Here is a 14,653-nt window from a genome sequence, read left to right as displayed (position 1 = left end):
TGTCAACGGGTAATTGATCATTTTTATCAAAAACTCTTTTATTTCATTTTATAGGTTTGAGCATATTCCTTGAAAATAGAAAACATTTCAACTATCTTATAGGTGACTACAGTCATAGGAGGAACTCGTTATGGAAAAGAAAGTTTCAAAACTAATCAACGACCAGATTAACAAAGAAATGTACAGTGCTTATTTATACCTGGAATTTGCAAACCATTTCACTGAAAAGGGATTAGATGGTTTCGCTAACTGGTATAACATCCAAGCTAAGGAAGAAATGGACCATGCGTTAAAGTTCATCGCTTATTTACATGACAATGATGAAAAGGTTACTTATGAAGCAATCGCTAAGCCAGAGTCAAAGTCAAAAGAAGATATTGATGTGTTAAAGGCTGCTTATGCTCATGAGAAGTTCATCACAGCATCTATCAATGCAATCTATGCTGAAGCAAGCAAGGTAAATGATTACCGTACAACACAGTTCTTAGATTGGTTTATCTCTGAACAGGCAGAAGAAGAAAAGAACGCTGCTGACTTAATTCAAAAGATGGAATTATTTGGAAGTGATCCTAAAGCCCTATACTTATTGGATCATGAATTCGCATCACGTTCCTATAAATCATCAGCCCAATAAATATTAGGAGGAAAGAGTGAACATGAAATTTTTTATTAACAGAACAACAAAAGAAATTATCGAAGTGGTATTAGGAAACGATACAACATTTACATCTGAAGGTAGCGAGATGGTTGAATTAAAGGCTAATTCAACAGATGCTGCAGGTGAAAAGCATGTACCAGTTATTACAGTTGATGGTAACAAGGTTCATGTGGTTGTTGGTTCTGTCATTCACCCAATGACGGAAGAACATTCTATTCAGTTCATCGCTTTAGAAACAAAGCAGGGTGTACAGCGTAAGGCACTATTACCTACAGATCAACCAGTTGCTGACTTCGTATTAGCTGAAGGTGATGAAGTTGTAGCAGCTTATGAATACTGCAACCTACACGGCCTTTGGAAGGTAGAAGCTTAGTCAAATCTATGAAGGAGAGAAATCTCCTTTTTTCATTGTATGAAAGTGATAGAATAAAGATGAAGTAGGTGGTGCTATGAAGAAAAAAGTAATGTTCTTATTCAATCCTGAAGCAGGTAACAATGCAATCGAAAAGATTGTCTTTGATATTATCAAGAATCTAACAATCTTTGATTGTGAAGTAACGGTGTTTCCAATCATGCCAGATAAAGGCTTGGGTTCTGAAGAGATATTAATTACTCACGCAGCTGAATTTGAAATAATAGTTGTATATGGTGGAGATGGGACACTCAACCGTGTTGTGAATATTATGATGCATCAAGATATTCACTTACCAATTGGTTATATTCCAGGTGGTACAACCAATGACTTTAGTAAAGCAATTGATGGAGAAGGCACAATTGAATCCTATTGTCGTACGATAGCCTTTGGTAAGCCATTCTCTTATGATGTAGGTTGCTTTAACGGTAAATATTTTAACTACGTAGCTGCTTTTGGAGCATTTACCGCAACGAGCTATGAAACATCTCGTGAATCCAAGAAGATACTTGGATATGGCGCATATGTACTCAATGCGTTAGGAAATCTTCCGGCAAGTCTTTCGAATCATACAAAGATGAAGTTTATTCATGATGGAGTTGAGGAAGAAGGTACATTTGTCTTTGGCGCTATTTCTAATTCACCATCTGTTGGTGGATTTAAGCTTCCATTCTATGAAGATTCCACACTAGATGATGGAAAGTTTGAAGTATTGTTAGTCGCTGCTTTAGATAATCTTGAAGTATTACATAACGTATTAACTGGCGTAGCGACAGGCAATATTGATCCTAAATATGTACATGCATTCAAAACAGATAAGATTGAATTTATCTGTGAAGAAGATACTGCATGGACATTGGATGGAGAGGACGGTGGTAAACATCGCGCAGTCACTATTGAAATTCATCCAAAATCAATGACAATTATGACAAGTAAGTCATGATAATGTATAATATGGACATTGGAGGGTTAGATATGGATAAAATTATTCGTATTGAAAATCGTATTGTATCCGTTGGTAAGACTGATGGAAGCTTAGAAGAATTCGATATTGCATACTTTAACTTCTCACCAAGAATTGGTGATTATGTTAATATCTATCGCAATGATGATAGTATCATTATCACTAAGGCTGAAAGTATTTTTACTAACCAAACGAATGGCCGTGGTGTCAATAAAATTGTGTACGCTCTTCTTGCGTTCTTCTTAGGTGTTTTTGGCGCCCAAGAATTCTATGCAGGAAATACGCGTGCGGGTATGCTTTCACTTATTTTCTGCTGGACAGGTATCCCAGCAATCTATGGAATTTATAAATTCATCATCGCGCTTTCTAAGCCGGCTGATGAGAATGGCTATATTGAAATGTAAAGCGGTATTCTTTGAATGCCGTTTTTCTGTTTAAATTGTTTATCAATCGTGTTTCATTAAGGAGGAGAACATTATGAAACAATATGCACCAATCAAAGAAGGCAAAGTACGTGAAATCTATGACGCTGATGATGCCTTAATTATGGTGGCGACCGACCGTATTTCTGCATTCGATGTCATTTTAAAGAATCAGGTAGTAAACAAAGGAATTGTTTTAACACAAATGTCACGTTTTTGGTTTGATCTAACAAAAGATATTGTAAAAAACCATATGATTACTACTGATGTACAACAGATGCCAGAATTTTTCCGTAATGAGAAATTTGCAGGTAGATCAATGATGTGTAAGAAGTTGGAGATGTTACCAATTGAATGTATCGTAAGAGGATATATCACAGGTTCTGGGTGGGTAAGTTATCAAAAGGATCAGACGGTATGTAATATTAAATTACCAGATGGTCTAAGAGAATGCGATCAACTTCCTGAGCCAATCTATACTCCATCTACTAAAGCAGAGATTGGTGAACATGATGAAAATATTAGTTATGAAAAGTCTGTGGAAATCTTAAAGAAGGCATACCCAGAACGTGGTGAAGAGTATGCACAGAAGTTAAGAGATTATACGATTGCACTATATAAGAAATGTGCTGAATATGCACGAACAAAGGGCATTATCATCGCTGATACCAAGTTTGAATTTGGCCTTGATGAACATGGCGAGGTTGTATTAGCTGATGAAATGTTAACACCGGATTCTAGCCGTTTCTGGCCAGTCGAAGGTTACGCTCCAGGGAAAGGACAGCCATCCTTCGATAAACAGTTTGTTAGAGACTGGTTAAAACAAAATCCAAATAGTGATTACTGCTTACCACAAGAAGTAATTGATAAGACAATTGCGAAGTACTTGGAAGCGTACCATCTATTAACGGGTAAAGACCTAACTTTTTAGCTGAGTGAAACTCAGCTTTTTCTATGGGAATCTATATGTAATCGTGTATAGAAAAAGTGGAGGGTCAGTATGTGTAGAAGGAAAGATTATTTTAGGGATATATGCAAAGCGTATCCACTACAAAAACAATTGCAACAAGCACTAGAAATGAAAATGAAACAATCATCAGATGAAATGCTTCAGAAACAATATCAAGCAGTTTTAAAACAAGTTGAACAAGTAGAGAAGATCATGCATTACATGAAAGTGGTACATGGGAAGATGGCAATGGATATGTTTGTGTCTTACTACATTGATGGAGTTAGACAAAAAGATATTGCATACCAGTATCATATGTCCTTGCGGACATTACAAAGACGTTTTCAAAACTATCGTTCTTTATTAGAAGAAGTATTTCGACATCGTATCGATTGTGCGTAGGAAGTGATATAATCCTGTCATTAGAACAGGAAGTATATATGAACAGAAGAAATCGTTTGATCGAACAATTACAATATCGTCTTAGAAGAAGTTACGGTATGGATCGTCTCAATACACATTTACTCATCATGATGGTAATAATCTTGGTATTGGGTTTATTTGTAAAAAATAGTATTCCGGTGTTACTTGCATTTGTGATCTTTGGCATATTTGTGTATCGCTTTACATCAAGAAATATCACGAAGCGCAGTATTGAAAATCGAAAGTATCAAGACACAAATCGTTTTGTGACAAGACAGTTTAAAGCAGTCAAAAATAATATCACAAATAAAGACTATAAGTACTTTGTATGTAAACGTTGCTATCAACTTATTCGTATACCAAGGGGGAGAGGAGAAGTTGTGATTCATTGTCCACATTGTAAACAGGAGTTTTCTGCAAAAAGTTAAGAATTTGTCAGTGTTTATTAATTGAAAAATAGATGAGTTAGTTATAACATACTACATAGAAAGAAGGTAATTAAAATGTCTAATATGAATCCTGTAACATTACAGAAAATTGATACATTACGTGAGAATTATTTAAAAGATGAAAAGGCAAGAGTTGTTCGCAATGCCTTGGTGAAGAATGATATCGGTACAATTAGTCGTAATTTTGATGCAGAAAGAAATAATCCTAATATCTTCTCAATTGATTTAAAAACAATGCCAGTCACAAATCAATACCAATCTGGTCGTTGTTGGATTTTCTCTTCCATGAATGTTTTAAGAGAACTGATTGCAAAGAAATATAACATGGCTGAGTTTGAGTTATCACAGAACTATATTGCTTTCTACGACAAACTAGAAAAGGCAAACTGGTTTATGGAGTGTACACTACAGGAAATTGATGGTCCTGTAGGAAGCGATAATATGCGTTTCTTATTAGAGTGGGCTGTTGGTGATGGTGGCCAGTGGAACATGTTAGTAAGCCTTGTTAAGAAATATGGTATTGCGCCAAAGAGTGCGATGCCGGATACTTACCAAGGTTCTCATACGTCTAAGATGAATGCAATTCTTAACCGTCGTTTACGTAAGTTTGCGGTGGATAGTCGCAAGTTAGCTCAAGCAGGTAAGAAGGATGAAATTCCAGCATTAAAGGAAACAGCACTCAAGGAAATCTATGGTTTGATTGCGTCTTGTTTTGGCTTACCACCAAAGGAATTTACATTCGAATACAACGATAAAGATGGTAACTATCATGCGGAATATCATGTAAAGCCATTAGATTTCTATGCAAACTTAGGAATTGATTTATCTGATTATATCAGTGTCATTCATGGGCCTACTGCAGATAAGCCATTCCATAAGACTTATACAGTTAAGTACTTAGGGAATGTCGTTGATGGAGAACAGGTAAAGTTACTGAACTTACCAATGGATGAATTAAAAGCAGCTGCGATTGCACAGATGAAGGATGGTTGTCCGGTATGGTTTGGTTGTGATTGTGGTAAGGATGCTGATCGTGATACAGGTCTTTGGGATAATGCACAGTATGACTATGCCAATACATTAGATATGCAATTGGATATGACAAAGGCTGAGATGCTAGACTATAAGGAATCCGCAATGAACCATGCGATGGTATTAACTGGTGTAAATCTTGTGGATGAAAAACCAACTCGTTGGAAGATTGAAAACTCATGGGGAGAAAAGATTGGTAACAAGGGTTACTTCATCGCATCTGATTCATGGTTTGATGAATATACATATGTTGTTGCTGTACATAAGAAGTACTTATCTGAAACTTCTCAAAAGACACTTTTAGAAGAGCCAAAGGAACTGTTACCATGGGATCCATTTGGTACATTAGCTGACTAATTCTATCGTAATGATTATTGACCAGAAGAAATTCTTCTGGTTTTTTCTTTCTGGTGCATTCATAAGCGATTCATAGTGTATAATAAAAATAATGAATTTTATTTGATCTGGAGGATGTATGAAGACATATATTGGAATTGACTTAGGTGGTACAAATGTACGTGTTGCGAAAGTAACTGAATTTGGTGAAGTACTATCTCAAGTAAAGGGACCATCATACGGTATGGAAGGGCCAACAAAGGTCATGTCTAACCTCAAAGAAATGGTAAGAGAGATTCCAGGATGGAAAGATTGTTCTGCGATTGGTGTAGGTGTACCAGGACCGGTTGATAAGAAGTCTGGAAGTATGGTATTAAGCACAAACCTAAAGGGATTTACAGGTTATCCGTTTGCGGATGAACTATCCAAGGAATTTGGTATGCCAGCATTTGTGGATAATGACGCAAACGTAGCAGGACTTGCGGAAGCCTTGGTTGGTGCAGGTAAAGATAAGAGTGTTGTATACTATGTAACGATTTCTACTGGTATTGGTGGGGCATTAATCGTTGATGGAAAGACAGTAAGTGGTAAGCATGGCTTTGGTGGTGAGATTGCAAATATCATCATCGACCGTAACCGTGAAAAGATTAATAACTTAAATGTTGGTGCAGTAGAAAATGAGGCAAGTGGTACTCATATCACACGCAAGGCAAAAGAAGTGATTAAAGATAAAGAAATCCTGCATGCAGGTAGTGTATTTGATTTAGCTGATGCAGGAGATGAAAGAGCTATTAAGATTGTTGATGAAGCCACAAGAGATTTAGGTCAAATGTTTGCGACTATTGCATGTGTATGTGACCCAGATATCTTTGTTATCGGTGGTGGTATGACAAAATCTGCAGATAAGTTCTTGCCAGCAGTGATTGAGAATTATAAATCAATGTCACATACAGCTTTGCATAACACACCATTTGTGATTGCGACGCTAGATGAACCTGGCATTATCGGTGCAGCAATGTTACCGATGAGTGAGGGTATTTAATAGAGGAGTTTTATGTTTCATATTTCTGATTTTAAGAAATATACGCGCTGTACCCGCTTATTTCTAAACGAAATGCAAGCGGAAAAGAGAAAGTTTCAGCCATTTGTAAGATTGGATGAAGAGGTTAGTGAGCTGGCTTGTGTGAAGCTAGGTGTAACTAACCATTTTCTTGGTAAACAGGGTGATGACGCAAGCTTAGCCATGAATGCTTTACAGGAGTATGACTGGCTTGTTAAAGCTCGTTTTGAGTATGAGCAGCTACGTATTAAAGCACCATTCTTACATCGCAATCAAGATGGATGGGATCTGTATTTTCTATTTGTTGGTTTATTTCCACATGCGGATGATATGCAGTTCTATTGTGATACGGTATGGGTATTAGAGGGATTAAATATTAGAATCAAAGATATTTATATGATCCATCTCAATAAAAACTACCGTAGAGGAAAAGAATTAGATCCACATGAATTATTTATCGTCAGTACATCTTTCTATAATGATAAAAATAATCCAACAGTAGATATCAAAGAAGCCATCTATGATAACTTACATGATTTGCATTATTTATTACAGCAGATGGAATCCTGTACGTTTGAAACGGTAGGAGAACCAATCCGGAAACCACAATGTATGACACGTCAAAAATGTTTATACTATGATGATTGTTTCCCACACGAAAAACAGTTACCGGATAATTCTATTTTGACACTGATTGCTTCAAGATTTAAGCGACAGATGTATGAAGAAGGAAGATTATATCTTAGAGATGCAGATCCAGAACGTATCGAAGGTTCTTCTCAACAGTTTGCGCAAATCCAAGCAGACCGAAATGGTGGACAATATGTTGACTACAATGCCTTGGCAAACTGGTTAGGTTACATTCATTATCCGATTACCTGTATTGATTTTGAATGGGAGCGTTTTGCGATTCCACCATATGAAGGAATGCACCCGTATGATGTATTGCCATTTGAATATTCTCTACATATCATGCATGAAGATGGTAGAATCGAGCACGAAGTCTATCTCAATATCCATGATAACCGTAAGGACATGGCAGAACATTTAATTCATTCGATTCCTAAGGAAGGAACGGTACTTGCTTATAACGCAGAAGGTGCTGAAAAGATTCGTATTCAAGAGTTAGCAGATATGTATCCAGAATACGCAAAGGACCTATTACACATCAATGCACGCATGGAAGATCTACAGTTGCCATTTTCAACAGGTATCATTTACGATACACGGATGAAGGGACAGTGGTCATTAAAAACCATTATGGCAATGATGGATGATCCAGGCTATCATGACCTAGATATCCAACAAGGTATGGATGCGGTATTTGAATGGCGTAATCTAGATAAGAATGTTGATACTGAAGATGTAGAAAAGAGTATCGCTGACTTAAAGGCATATTGCGGTATGGATACCTATGCGATGACAGTTGTACTAAAATGGCTATTTGAATTGGTTCAAAAAACTTCACTGTAAAAGGTGAAGTTTTTTATCACGGAATATTCACATCGAATACAAAAATAATTGTATTTATGTTGTATAATATAGGCATAAATACAAGAAGTGCAAAAGGTATCATTGAAAACATTAGTAGTTGTTTTGAGTGTATCTCGAGCACATACAGGAGGTATTTTATGAGATTTGAAATTGTAGGTAAGAATATCGCTGTTACACCAGCAATGCGTACAAAGATTGAGGAGAAATTATCTGCTTTAGATAAGTACTTACTCATCGATGAAAACACGATTGCGCGTGTACTTGCCAGAGTTTATCCAAACTCTCAGAAGGTAGAAGTTACAATCCCATCACGTGTAGGTATTTTAAGAGCAGAAGTTGTAAATAATGACTTCTATGCTGCAGTAGATTTAGCGATTGATAAGTTAGAAGACCAAATTCGTCGTCAAAAGACTAGACTGAATAAGAAGCATCGTGAACACCTTGCAAATGCATTTATTGATACAGATCTTGCGGAAGAAGAAAACTCAATTCCTGTTAAGACAAAGACTGTGAATGCGGAAGAAATGGATCTTGATACAGCCATCATGAAGATGGAACTCAGTGGACATAACTTCTACATCTATACAGATGATGAAACAGAAACTGTTTCTGTTGTATATCGTCGTTCCAGCGGTGGATATGGCTTACTAGAAGTTAGTAAATAACAAGTTTCAAAGATCGGGAGAAATCCCGATTTTTTGTTTAAAGAAACTACAGTCAAACTAGAACTTTAGAATAAGAGCAATAGGAATACTGGAAATTTAAACACTGTCGTAGGAAACTCCTTCATACTGTGTATATAGATTTAAGGGGATCTATGTCACATGAAATTACAACGTTTACCATACGATGAGAAAGTTAAACTATTAGAGAGTTTAGGAAGAATCTATCGCCGGGAGAAAACGCGAGAGTTAATTGGCGATAGTCATGAAGTTCATGAAAGAACAGTTGCTTATGTTCAAAGGGGAATAGGGCATATGATTGAACATGTCATGGAGAATTGTTCGTCGGATACTGTGTGTATCATCAAGCATGATTTTCTAAATCAATCACCAAGAAACTGGTACTGTAACTACTATGCAAAATCATCATATTATCGACTAAAAAAGGAAGCAGTTGAAGAATTCGTTCGTTGCCTAGATATTTGAAAAATGTTAAAATGAACTACAGATATAGATGTTCAAAAGGCTGTATTCATGCGGAAATTTTTACTTTTTATTTTGAAATAAAATGTAACCGTTTCCATTCTTGCAAACAGATATATCCTATACAACAAGGAGGTTCTAAGACATGTTGAAAGGTATAGCAGCATCACAGGGGATTGCAATTGCAAAAGTTTATAAGTTGGAACAACCAGTTCTCAAGATTGTACAGACAAGCGCAAATCCAGAGGAAGAATTAAAGAAGTTGGATAGTGCATTTACAAAGACAATCGCAGATATTGAACAGATTAAAGAAGTCGCATCAAAGACATTAGCAGAAGAAGAATTAGCTATTTTCGATGCACATCTTATGATGATAGGTGACCCAGAATTCCGTGCTTCAATTGAGAATGAAATTACATCAAATTCAGTAAATGCTGAATACGCAGCTGATTGTGTATCAAAGATGATGATTTCTATGTTTGAAAGCATGGATGATGAATACATGCGTGCAAGAGCAGCAGATATTAAAGACGTATCATTCCGCTTACTCTGCAATATCACAGGAAATGAAATTCCTAACCTAAGTACATTAAATGAACCAGTAGTTGTGGTTGCAAAAGACTTAACACCATCTGATACAGGTTCCTTAAATAAGGAATTCGCAAAAGGCTTTGCGACTGAAATCGGTGGACGTACAAGCCACAGTGCTATCATGGCACGTTCCTTAGAGATTCCAGCAATCGTTGGTGTAAATGAAATTCTAAATACATTAAAATCTGGTGATTTAGTAATCTTAGATGCTATCAATGGTGAAGTAATCACAAACCCAACAGAAGAACAGATTGCGGATTATACAAAGCGCGCTGAAGAGTTCCGTGCAAATAAGGAAGCTTTAAAGGCTTTAAAAGATAAACCATCCGTATCTGTTGATGGCCATAAGGTTGAACTGGTTGGTAATATCGGTTCACCAGCTGATGTTGATGCAGTAAACGCAAATGGTGGTGAAGGTGTAGGTCTATTCCGTACAGAATTCCTCTACATGAAGAGTGAAAATGATTTCCCTAACGAAGACATGCAGTTTGCGGCATATAAATCAGTTCTTGAAGGTATGAATGGCAAGCAAGTTGTTATTCGTACACTTGATATCGGTGGCGATAAGAAGTTAAGCTACTACCAATTTGAAGAAGAGATGAACCCATTCTTAGGTGTACGTGCTGTTCGTTTCTGCTTATCACGTAAGGATATCTTCCGTGTTCAATTGCGTGCACTATTACGTGCTTCCGCATTTGGTAAGTTATGCATCATGTTCCCAATGATTGCGACTGTCGCAGAATTCCGTGAAGCAAAGTCTGTATATGATGAAGAACGTGCAAAATTGATCGCAGAAGGTGTAACTGTCGGTGATGTACAAGTTGGTATCATGATTGAAATTCCTGCTGCAGCAGTACTTGCTGATCAGTTAGCGAAGGAAGCAGATTTCTTCTCCATCGGTACAAACGACTTGATTCAGTACTCCATGGCTGCTGACCGTATGAGTCAACCAGTATCGTATCTCTATCAGCCACTAAACCCATCTGTATTACGTTTAATCAAGATGGCAATCGATGGAGCGCACAAAGAAGGTAAATGGTGTGGTATGTGTGGTGAAATGGCTGGCGATGAGTTAGCTGCACCAGTATTACTTGGTTTAGGATTAGATGAGTTCTCTATGAGTGCTACTTCAATCTTACCAGCACGTAAGATCATTAACTCCTTAAGTTATGCTAAGATGAAGGAACTAGCTGAAAAGGCAGTTGCTTCATCTACAGAAGCAGAAGTTGTAGAACTGATCAAGAATACAATTTCAAAGTAATGTAATGAAAATGCTGTATAAGTGAAATGACCTATACAGCATTTTTTTCTATTATGAAGAAGTGTTATGTTCGATCCGGCTGTAAACTTGGAATATAGAATTCTTTTAAATCATCTAGGCGTAAACAACCTAAGGACTTACCAAATACACATCCACAATCAATATGATAGATTTGTTTATTCTTTCCTATGGCAATTTTTCCACGGTATTCATCGCCATAGCGGAAGGTAGGTGTATGGCCTACAATCATTGTCGTATCGTTGAAGGGATTTGCATCTAAACCTATCTTTTCCCATATTAGGGTGTGATGTGGTACAGAGGCGATGACAGTAGTAGGTTTCATATATTCTTCGCTAAGGCCAGCATGAACTAATAGGAATTTTTTGCCATGAACGGTTAATTCTTTGTAATACGGACAGTTTTCGAGATAAAGTTTAATGTCATAACATTCATGGTAATCTAAGTCCATAAATTGGTCAGAAGTGATGAGTCCTCCATTACGCAATGTCCATCGTAGATAATCATCATCTGCACGCTGTGCGCGAAAATCTCGTTTACAGTCGATCATGTATTGTGCATACTTTAATAGCCATACGTCATGATTGCCCATGACGAGGTGCATATTCTTGCTGGAGATAATCTTTTGTAATAACTCCATCGACTTAGGACCACGGTCACAAACATCACCAACAATCCATAGTTCATCATAGTCACTAAAAGAAATCAGATCTAACATCTGCATAAACTCATCGTAGCAACCATGTATATCACTCATTACATATATCGACATCTGTATTAACTCCTAATGCAAATATCATACCACAAACAGGATATAGGGATGTGGATTATGGTTAGACTTCAATTGTTTTTTCTTCACAATAAGACACAGTTTTGGTATAATATCAACGGCTATTTTTATGAAAGAAGGTATTGAATATGGGAAGAGCGCATGAAGTCCGTGCAGCCTCAATGGCAAAGACTGCTGCAATTAAATCAAAGTTATATTCACGTTTTGGAAAGGAATTATATATCGCTGCCAAGAGTGGTGTTCCTGATCCAGATATGAATCTTTCTTTAAAGAGAAAGATTGCTGAAGCAAAATCCAACCAAGTACCTGCCGATGTTATTAAGAGAGCAATCGACAAAGCGAAGGGTGGAACAGACGAAAACTATACAGAAGCACGCTATGAAGGATTTGGTCCTGGTAACTCTACTGTTATTGTAGATTGCTTAACAGATAATACAAATCGTTCTATGACAGAAGTTAAGACAGCATTCAATAAGTCAAAGGGTGCTAAGATGGTTAACGCTGGTGGTGTTTCTTACAACTATGAATCAGTTGGTCTATTTGTATTTAACTATGCGGATGAAGACGCAATGCTTGAGGCATTATTAGAAGCTGAGGTTGATGTTACTGACCTTACAATTGAAGATGGTGTGATGACTGTTAAGACAGCATTCACTGATTTCGGTAAGGCACAGGATGCGATTGAAAAACTATTGCCAAACATTGAATTTGAAACATGTGAAACAACAATGTTACCAAATGAATATGTAACACTTACAGATCCTGAAGAAATTGAAGCGTTCCATAAGTTAATGGATATGCTCAATGAAGCAGATGATGTAAATAAGGTGTACCATAACGCTATCATTAACGAATAACATGCATGAATACTCTTCCTAGTATGGAAGAGTTTTTCTTTTGTTGGGCTTGTGCTACTATGGATAAAGAGGAAGCGTTATGACGAGAATACTACTTGTGGAAGATGATTTCGCAATTGTTCATTCCTTACAGGAATATCTGAATCTAGAAGGATTTGCTTCAGATCATGCTAGTGGACAAAAGGAAGCGGAAGAACTATTAAAGACAAAACAATACCAATTATTGTTATTGGATGTTTCTTTAAAAGACGGTGATGGCTTTGCGGTATGTGATATGGCACAAAAGACTCAGTTGCCAGTCATCTTTTTAAGTGCGTCTTCAGATGAAGAGACAGTGGTGAGAGGGTTGAACATTGGTGCAGATGATTACATCACCAAACCATTTCGTCCAAAGGAGTTGCTCTCTCGTATCAAAAATGTCTTACGTCGTCATGCAGGACATCAAACAATTATCCTTTTAGATGACATACAAGTTGATACAGAAAAGGCTATTGTAAAGAAAAAGGATACTATCATCAATTTATCTGCACTTGAATATAAGTTACTCACACTCTTTATCGATCATCGTGGCAAGCTACTTACAAGAGATCAACTCCTCGATGAGATTTGGAATATTGCTGGTGATTTTGTGAATGACAATACGGTAACGGTATATATTAAACGCTTGCGTGAGAAAATTGAAAATGATCCTACAAATCCCAAGATTATTAAAACAGTGCGTGGACTAGGATATAGGATGGACTGATATGAAGTATTTACGTAATCAAGATGTTCTTCATGAGTTACTAATTTCTTTTGTGATTGGTATTGTATGCATGGTTATCACATATCCATTTTTTGGTGGATATGCATTCCTATTTCTATTCTTGATGCTTGTGCTTGTAGGAATACATTATTATTTCTCTATCAAGCGTTACGAGCAGATTGCACAGTTAAGTTTATCATTAGATAAGGTGCTACATGGCAGTGCAATCCGTATTGATGAGCAATATGAAGGTGAATTATCTATCCTTAGTGATGAGATTTCGAAGATGGTAATTAAACTCAATGAACAAACCGAACTACTACAAAAAGATAAAGTTCGATTAACTAACGCAATCGCGGATATCTTTCATCAGATGCGAACACCACTTACATCAATTAACTTATCGCTAACTGTTTTAAATGATGATCATCTTTCTAATGAGAAAGCACTCTATTATCGTCGAGATATCAAGAAACAGTTAGAGAAATTACAGTGGCTAATTGAAACATTACTGAAGATGTCTAAAATCGATGCGAAGACTGCTATCTTCCATCGACAAGAAATACTAGTAAAAGATATCTTAACAAAGGCAATAGAACCATTCGCAATTCCGATGGAACTAAAAGAACAAAAGTGTATTCTGAACTGTTCAGATGAAAAGATGTTCGTTGATGATCAATGGACAATGGAAGCTTTCAGTAATCTTATCAAGAATGCGATGGAACATACTCCAGATGGTGGTACGATTCAACTGAATGTCAGTGAAAATCCATTATACACAGAAGTGATTGTGCAAGATAATGGAGAAGGGATTTTGGAGGAAGATATCCCATACATGTTTGAACGCTTTTATAAGGGTAAAAACGCAAAACCGGAAAGCGTAGGAATTGGACTAGCTTTTGCCCGCATGATTATCACTGCTCAAAACGGAACCATCAGTGTTAAGAATCATCCAGATGGTGGTGCTTGCTTTACTGTACGTTTCTATAAACAAATTATTTGATCCTGTGAAAACAGGATTTTTTATCTTACAAAATGTCATCATTG

17 protein-coding genes are annotated in these 14,653 nt (G+C 36.8%); 16 read left to right on the top strand and 1 reads right to left on the bottom strand.

Annotation, left to right across the window (positions count from 1 at the left end; all coding sequences use genetic code 11):
* Window positions 1-130 precede the first annotated feature (130 nt).
* The 13 genes from RWM19_RS01270 to ptsP all read left to right on the top strand — a co-directional run bounded on the left by RWM19_RS01270 (window position 131) and on the right by ptsP (window position 11,196).
* Window positions 131-634 carry a ferritin gene (locus RWM19_RS01270; RefSeq protein ID WP_294020911.1) on the top strand — a complete coding sequence of 168 codons (504 nt, stop codon included), beginning with the start codon at window positions 131-133 and terminating at the stop codon, window positions 632-634.
* 22 nt (window positions 635-656) lie between these two features.
* A complete protein-coding gene (locus RWM19_RS01265; protein ID WP_294026743.1) occupies window positions 657-1,031 on the top strand; it encodes a desulfoferrodoxin family protein in 375 nt (124 codons plus the stop codon).
* A 76-nt stretch (window positions 1,032-1,107) separates the two neighbouring features.
* The gene (locus RWM19_RS01260; protein WP_313982850.1) at window positions 1,108-2,013 is read left to right on the top strand and encodes a YegS/Rv2252/BmrU family lipid kinase; all 906 of its coding nucleotides are present in this window, start codon (window positions 1,108-1,110) and stop codon (window positions 2,011-2,013) included.
* Window positions 2,014-2,045: 32 nt separating this feature from the next.
* Window positions 2,046-2,438 (top strand): TM2 domain-containing protein, encoded by a 393-nt coding sequence (locus RWM19_RS01255; RefSeq protein WP_313982848.1) that lies wholly within the window; start codon window positions 2,046-2,048, stop codon window positions 2,436-2,438.
* A gap of 73 nt (window positions 2,439-2,511) precedes the next feature.
* Complete coding sequence (locus RWM19_RS01250) at window positions 2,512-3,387, top strand: phosphoribosylaminoimidazolesuccinocarboxamide synthase (protein ID WP_294023690.1); 876 nt, start codon at window positions 2,512-2,514, stop codon at window positions 3,385-3,387.
* A gap of 69 nt (window positions 3,388-3,456) precedes the next feature.
* The gene (locus RWM19_RS01245) at window positions 3,457-3,807 is read left to right on the top strand and encodes a hypothetical protein (protein ID WP_294020903.1); all 351 of its coding nucleotides are present in this window, start codon (window positions 3,457-3,459) and stop codon (window positions 3,805-3,807) included.
* Between the two features lie 38 nt (window positions 3,808-3,845).
* Window positions 3,846-4,256, top strand: coding sequence for a hypothetical protein (locus tag RWM19_RS01240; protein WP_313982844.1), 411 nt, complete (start codon window positions 3,846-3,848; stop codon window positions 4,254-4,256).
* A gap of 75 nt (window positions 4,257-4,331) precedes the next feature.
* Window positions 4,332-5,666, top strand: coding sequence for a C1 family peptidase (locus RWM19_RS01235; protein ID WP_313982842.1), 1,335 nt, complete (start codon window positions 4,332-4,334; stop codon window positions 5,664-5,666).
* A gap of 118 nt (window positions 5,667-5,784) precedes the next feature.
* Window positions 5,785-6,687, top strand: coding sequence for an ROK family protein (locus RWM19_RS01230; RefSeq protein WP_313982840.1), 903 nt, complete (start codon window positions 5,785-5,787; stop codon window positions 6,685-6,687).
* A gap of 12 nt (window positions 6,688-6,699) precedes the next feature.
* Window positions 6,700-8,178, top strand: coding sequence for a DUF2779 domain-containing protein (locus tag RWM19_RS01225; RefSeq protein WP_313982838.1), 1,479 nt, complete (start codon window positions 6,700-6,702; stop codon window positions 8,176-8,178).
* 158 nt (window positions 8,179-8,336) lie between these two features.
* Complete coding sequence (gene hpf / locus RWM19_RS01220; protein WP_294023889.1) at window positions 8,337-8,864, top strand: ribosome hibernation-promoting factor, HPF/YfiA family; 528 nt, start codon at window positions 8,337-8,339, stop codon at window positions 8,862-8,864.
* A 159-nt stretch (window positions 8,865-9,023) separates the two neighbouring features.
* Window positions 9,024-9,347 (top strand): MG284/MPN403 family protein, encoded by a 324-nt coding sequence (locus tag RWM19_RS01215; protein ID WP_294023887.1) that lies wholly within the window; start codon window positions 9,024-9,026, stop codon window positions 9,345-9,347.
* A gap of 142 nt (window positions 9,348-9,489) precedes the next feature.
* Window positions 9,490-11,196, top strand: coding sequence for a phosphoenolpyruvate--protein phosphotransferase (gene ptsP, locus RWM19_RS01210; protein ID WP_313982835.1), 1,707 nt, complete (start codon window positions 9,490-9,492; stop codon window positions 11,194-11,196).
* 64 nt (window positions 11,197-11,260) lie between these two features.
* Here ptsP and RWM19_RS01205 read toward each other — a convergent pair whose 3' ends face one another.
* Window positions 11,261-11,986, bottom strand: coding sequence for a fructose-bisphosphatase class III (locus RWM19_RS01205; protein ID WP_313982833.1), 726 nt, complete (start codon window positions 11,984-11,986; stop codon window positions 11,261-11,263).
* 146 nt (window positions 11,987-12,132) lie between these two features.
* Here RWM19_RS01205 and RWM19_RS01200 point away from each other — a divergent pair, with 146 nt between their 5' ends.
* The 3 genes from RWM19_RS01200 (at window position 12,133) to RWM19_RS01190 (ending at window position 14,609) form a co-directional block, all read left to right on the top strand.
* Window positions 12,133-12,861, top strand: coding sequence for a YebC/PmpR family DNA-binding transcriptional regulator (locus RWM19_RS01200; RefSeq protein WP_313982831.1), 729 nt, complete (start codon window positions 12,133-12,135; stop codon window positions 12,859-12,861).
* Window positions 12,862-12,940: 79 nt separating this feature from the next.
* A complete protein-coding gene (locus RWM19_RS01195; protein WP_313982829.1) occupies window positions 12,941-13,606 on the top strand; it encodes a response regulator transcription factor in 666 nt (221 codons plus the stop codon).
* 1 nt (window position 13,607) lies between these two features.
* The gene (locus RWM19_RS01190; protein WP_313982827.1) at window positions 13,608-14,609 is read left to right on the top strand and encodes a HAMP domain-containing sensor histidine kinase; all 1,002 of its coding nucleotides are present in this window, start codon (window positions 13,608-13,610) and stop codon (window positions 14,607-14,609) included.
* Window positions 14,610-14,653: the final 44 nt, after the last annotated feature.

Origin of the sequence: uncultured Solobacterium sp., from assembly GCF_963517755.1 — a bacterium.
Taxonomy (GTDB): Bacteria; Bacillota_I; Bacilli_A; order Erysipelotrichales; family Erysipelotrichaceae; genus Bulleidia.
The sequence above is the reverse complement of the archived record's forward strand: the minus strand, read 5'-3'. Positions and strand labels throughout refer to the sequence as shown.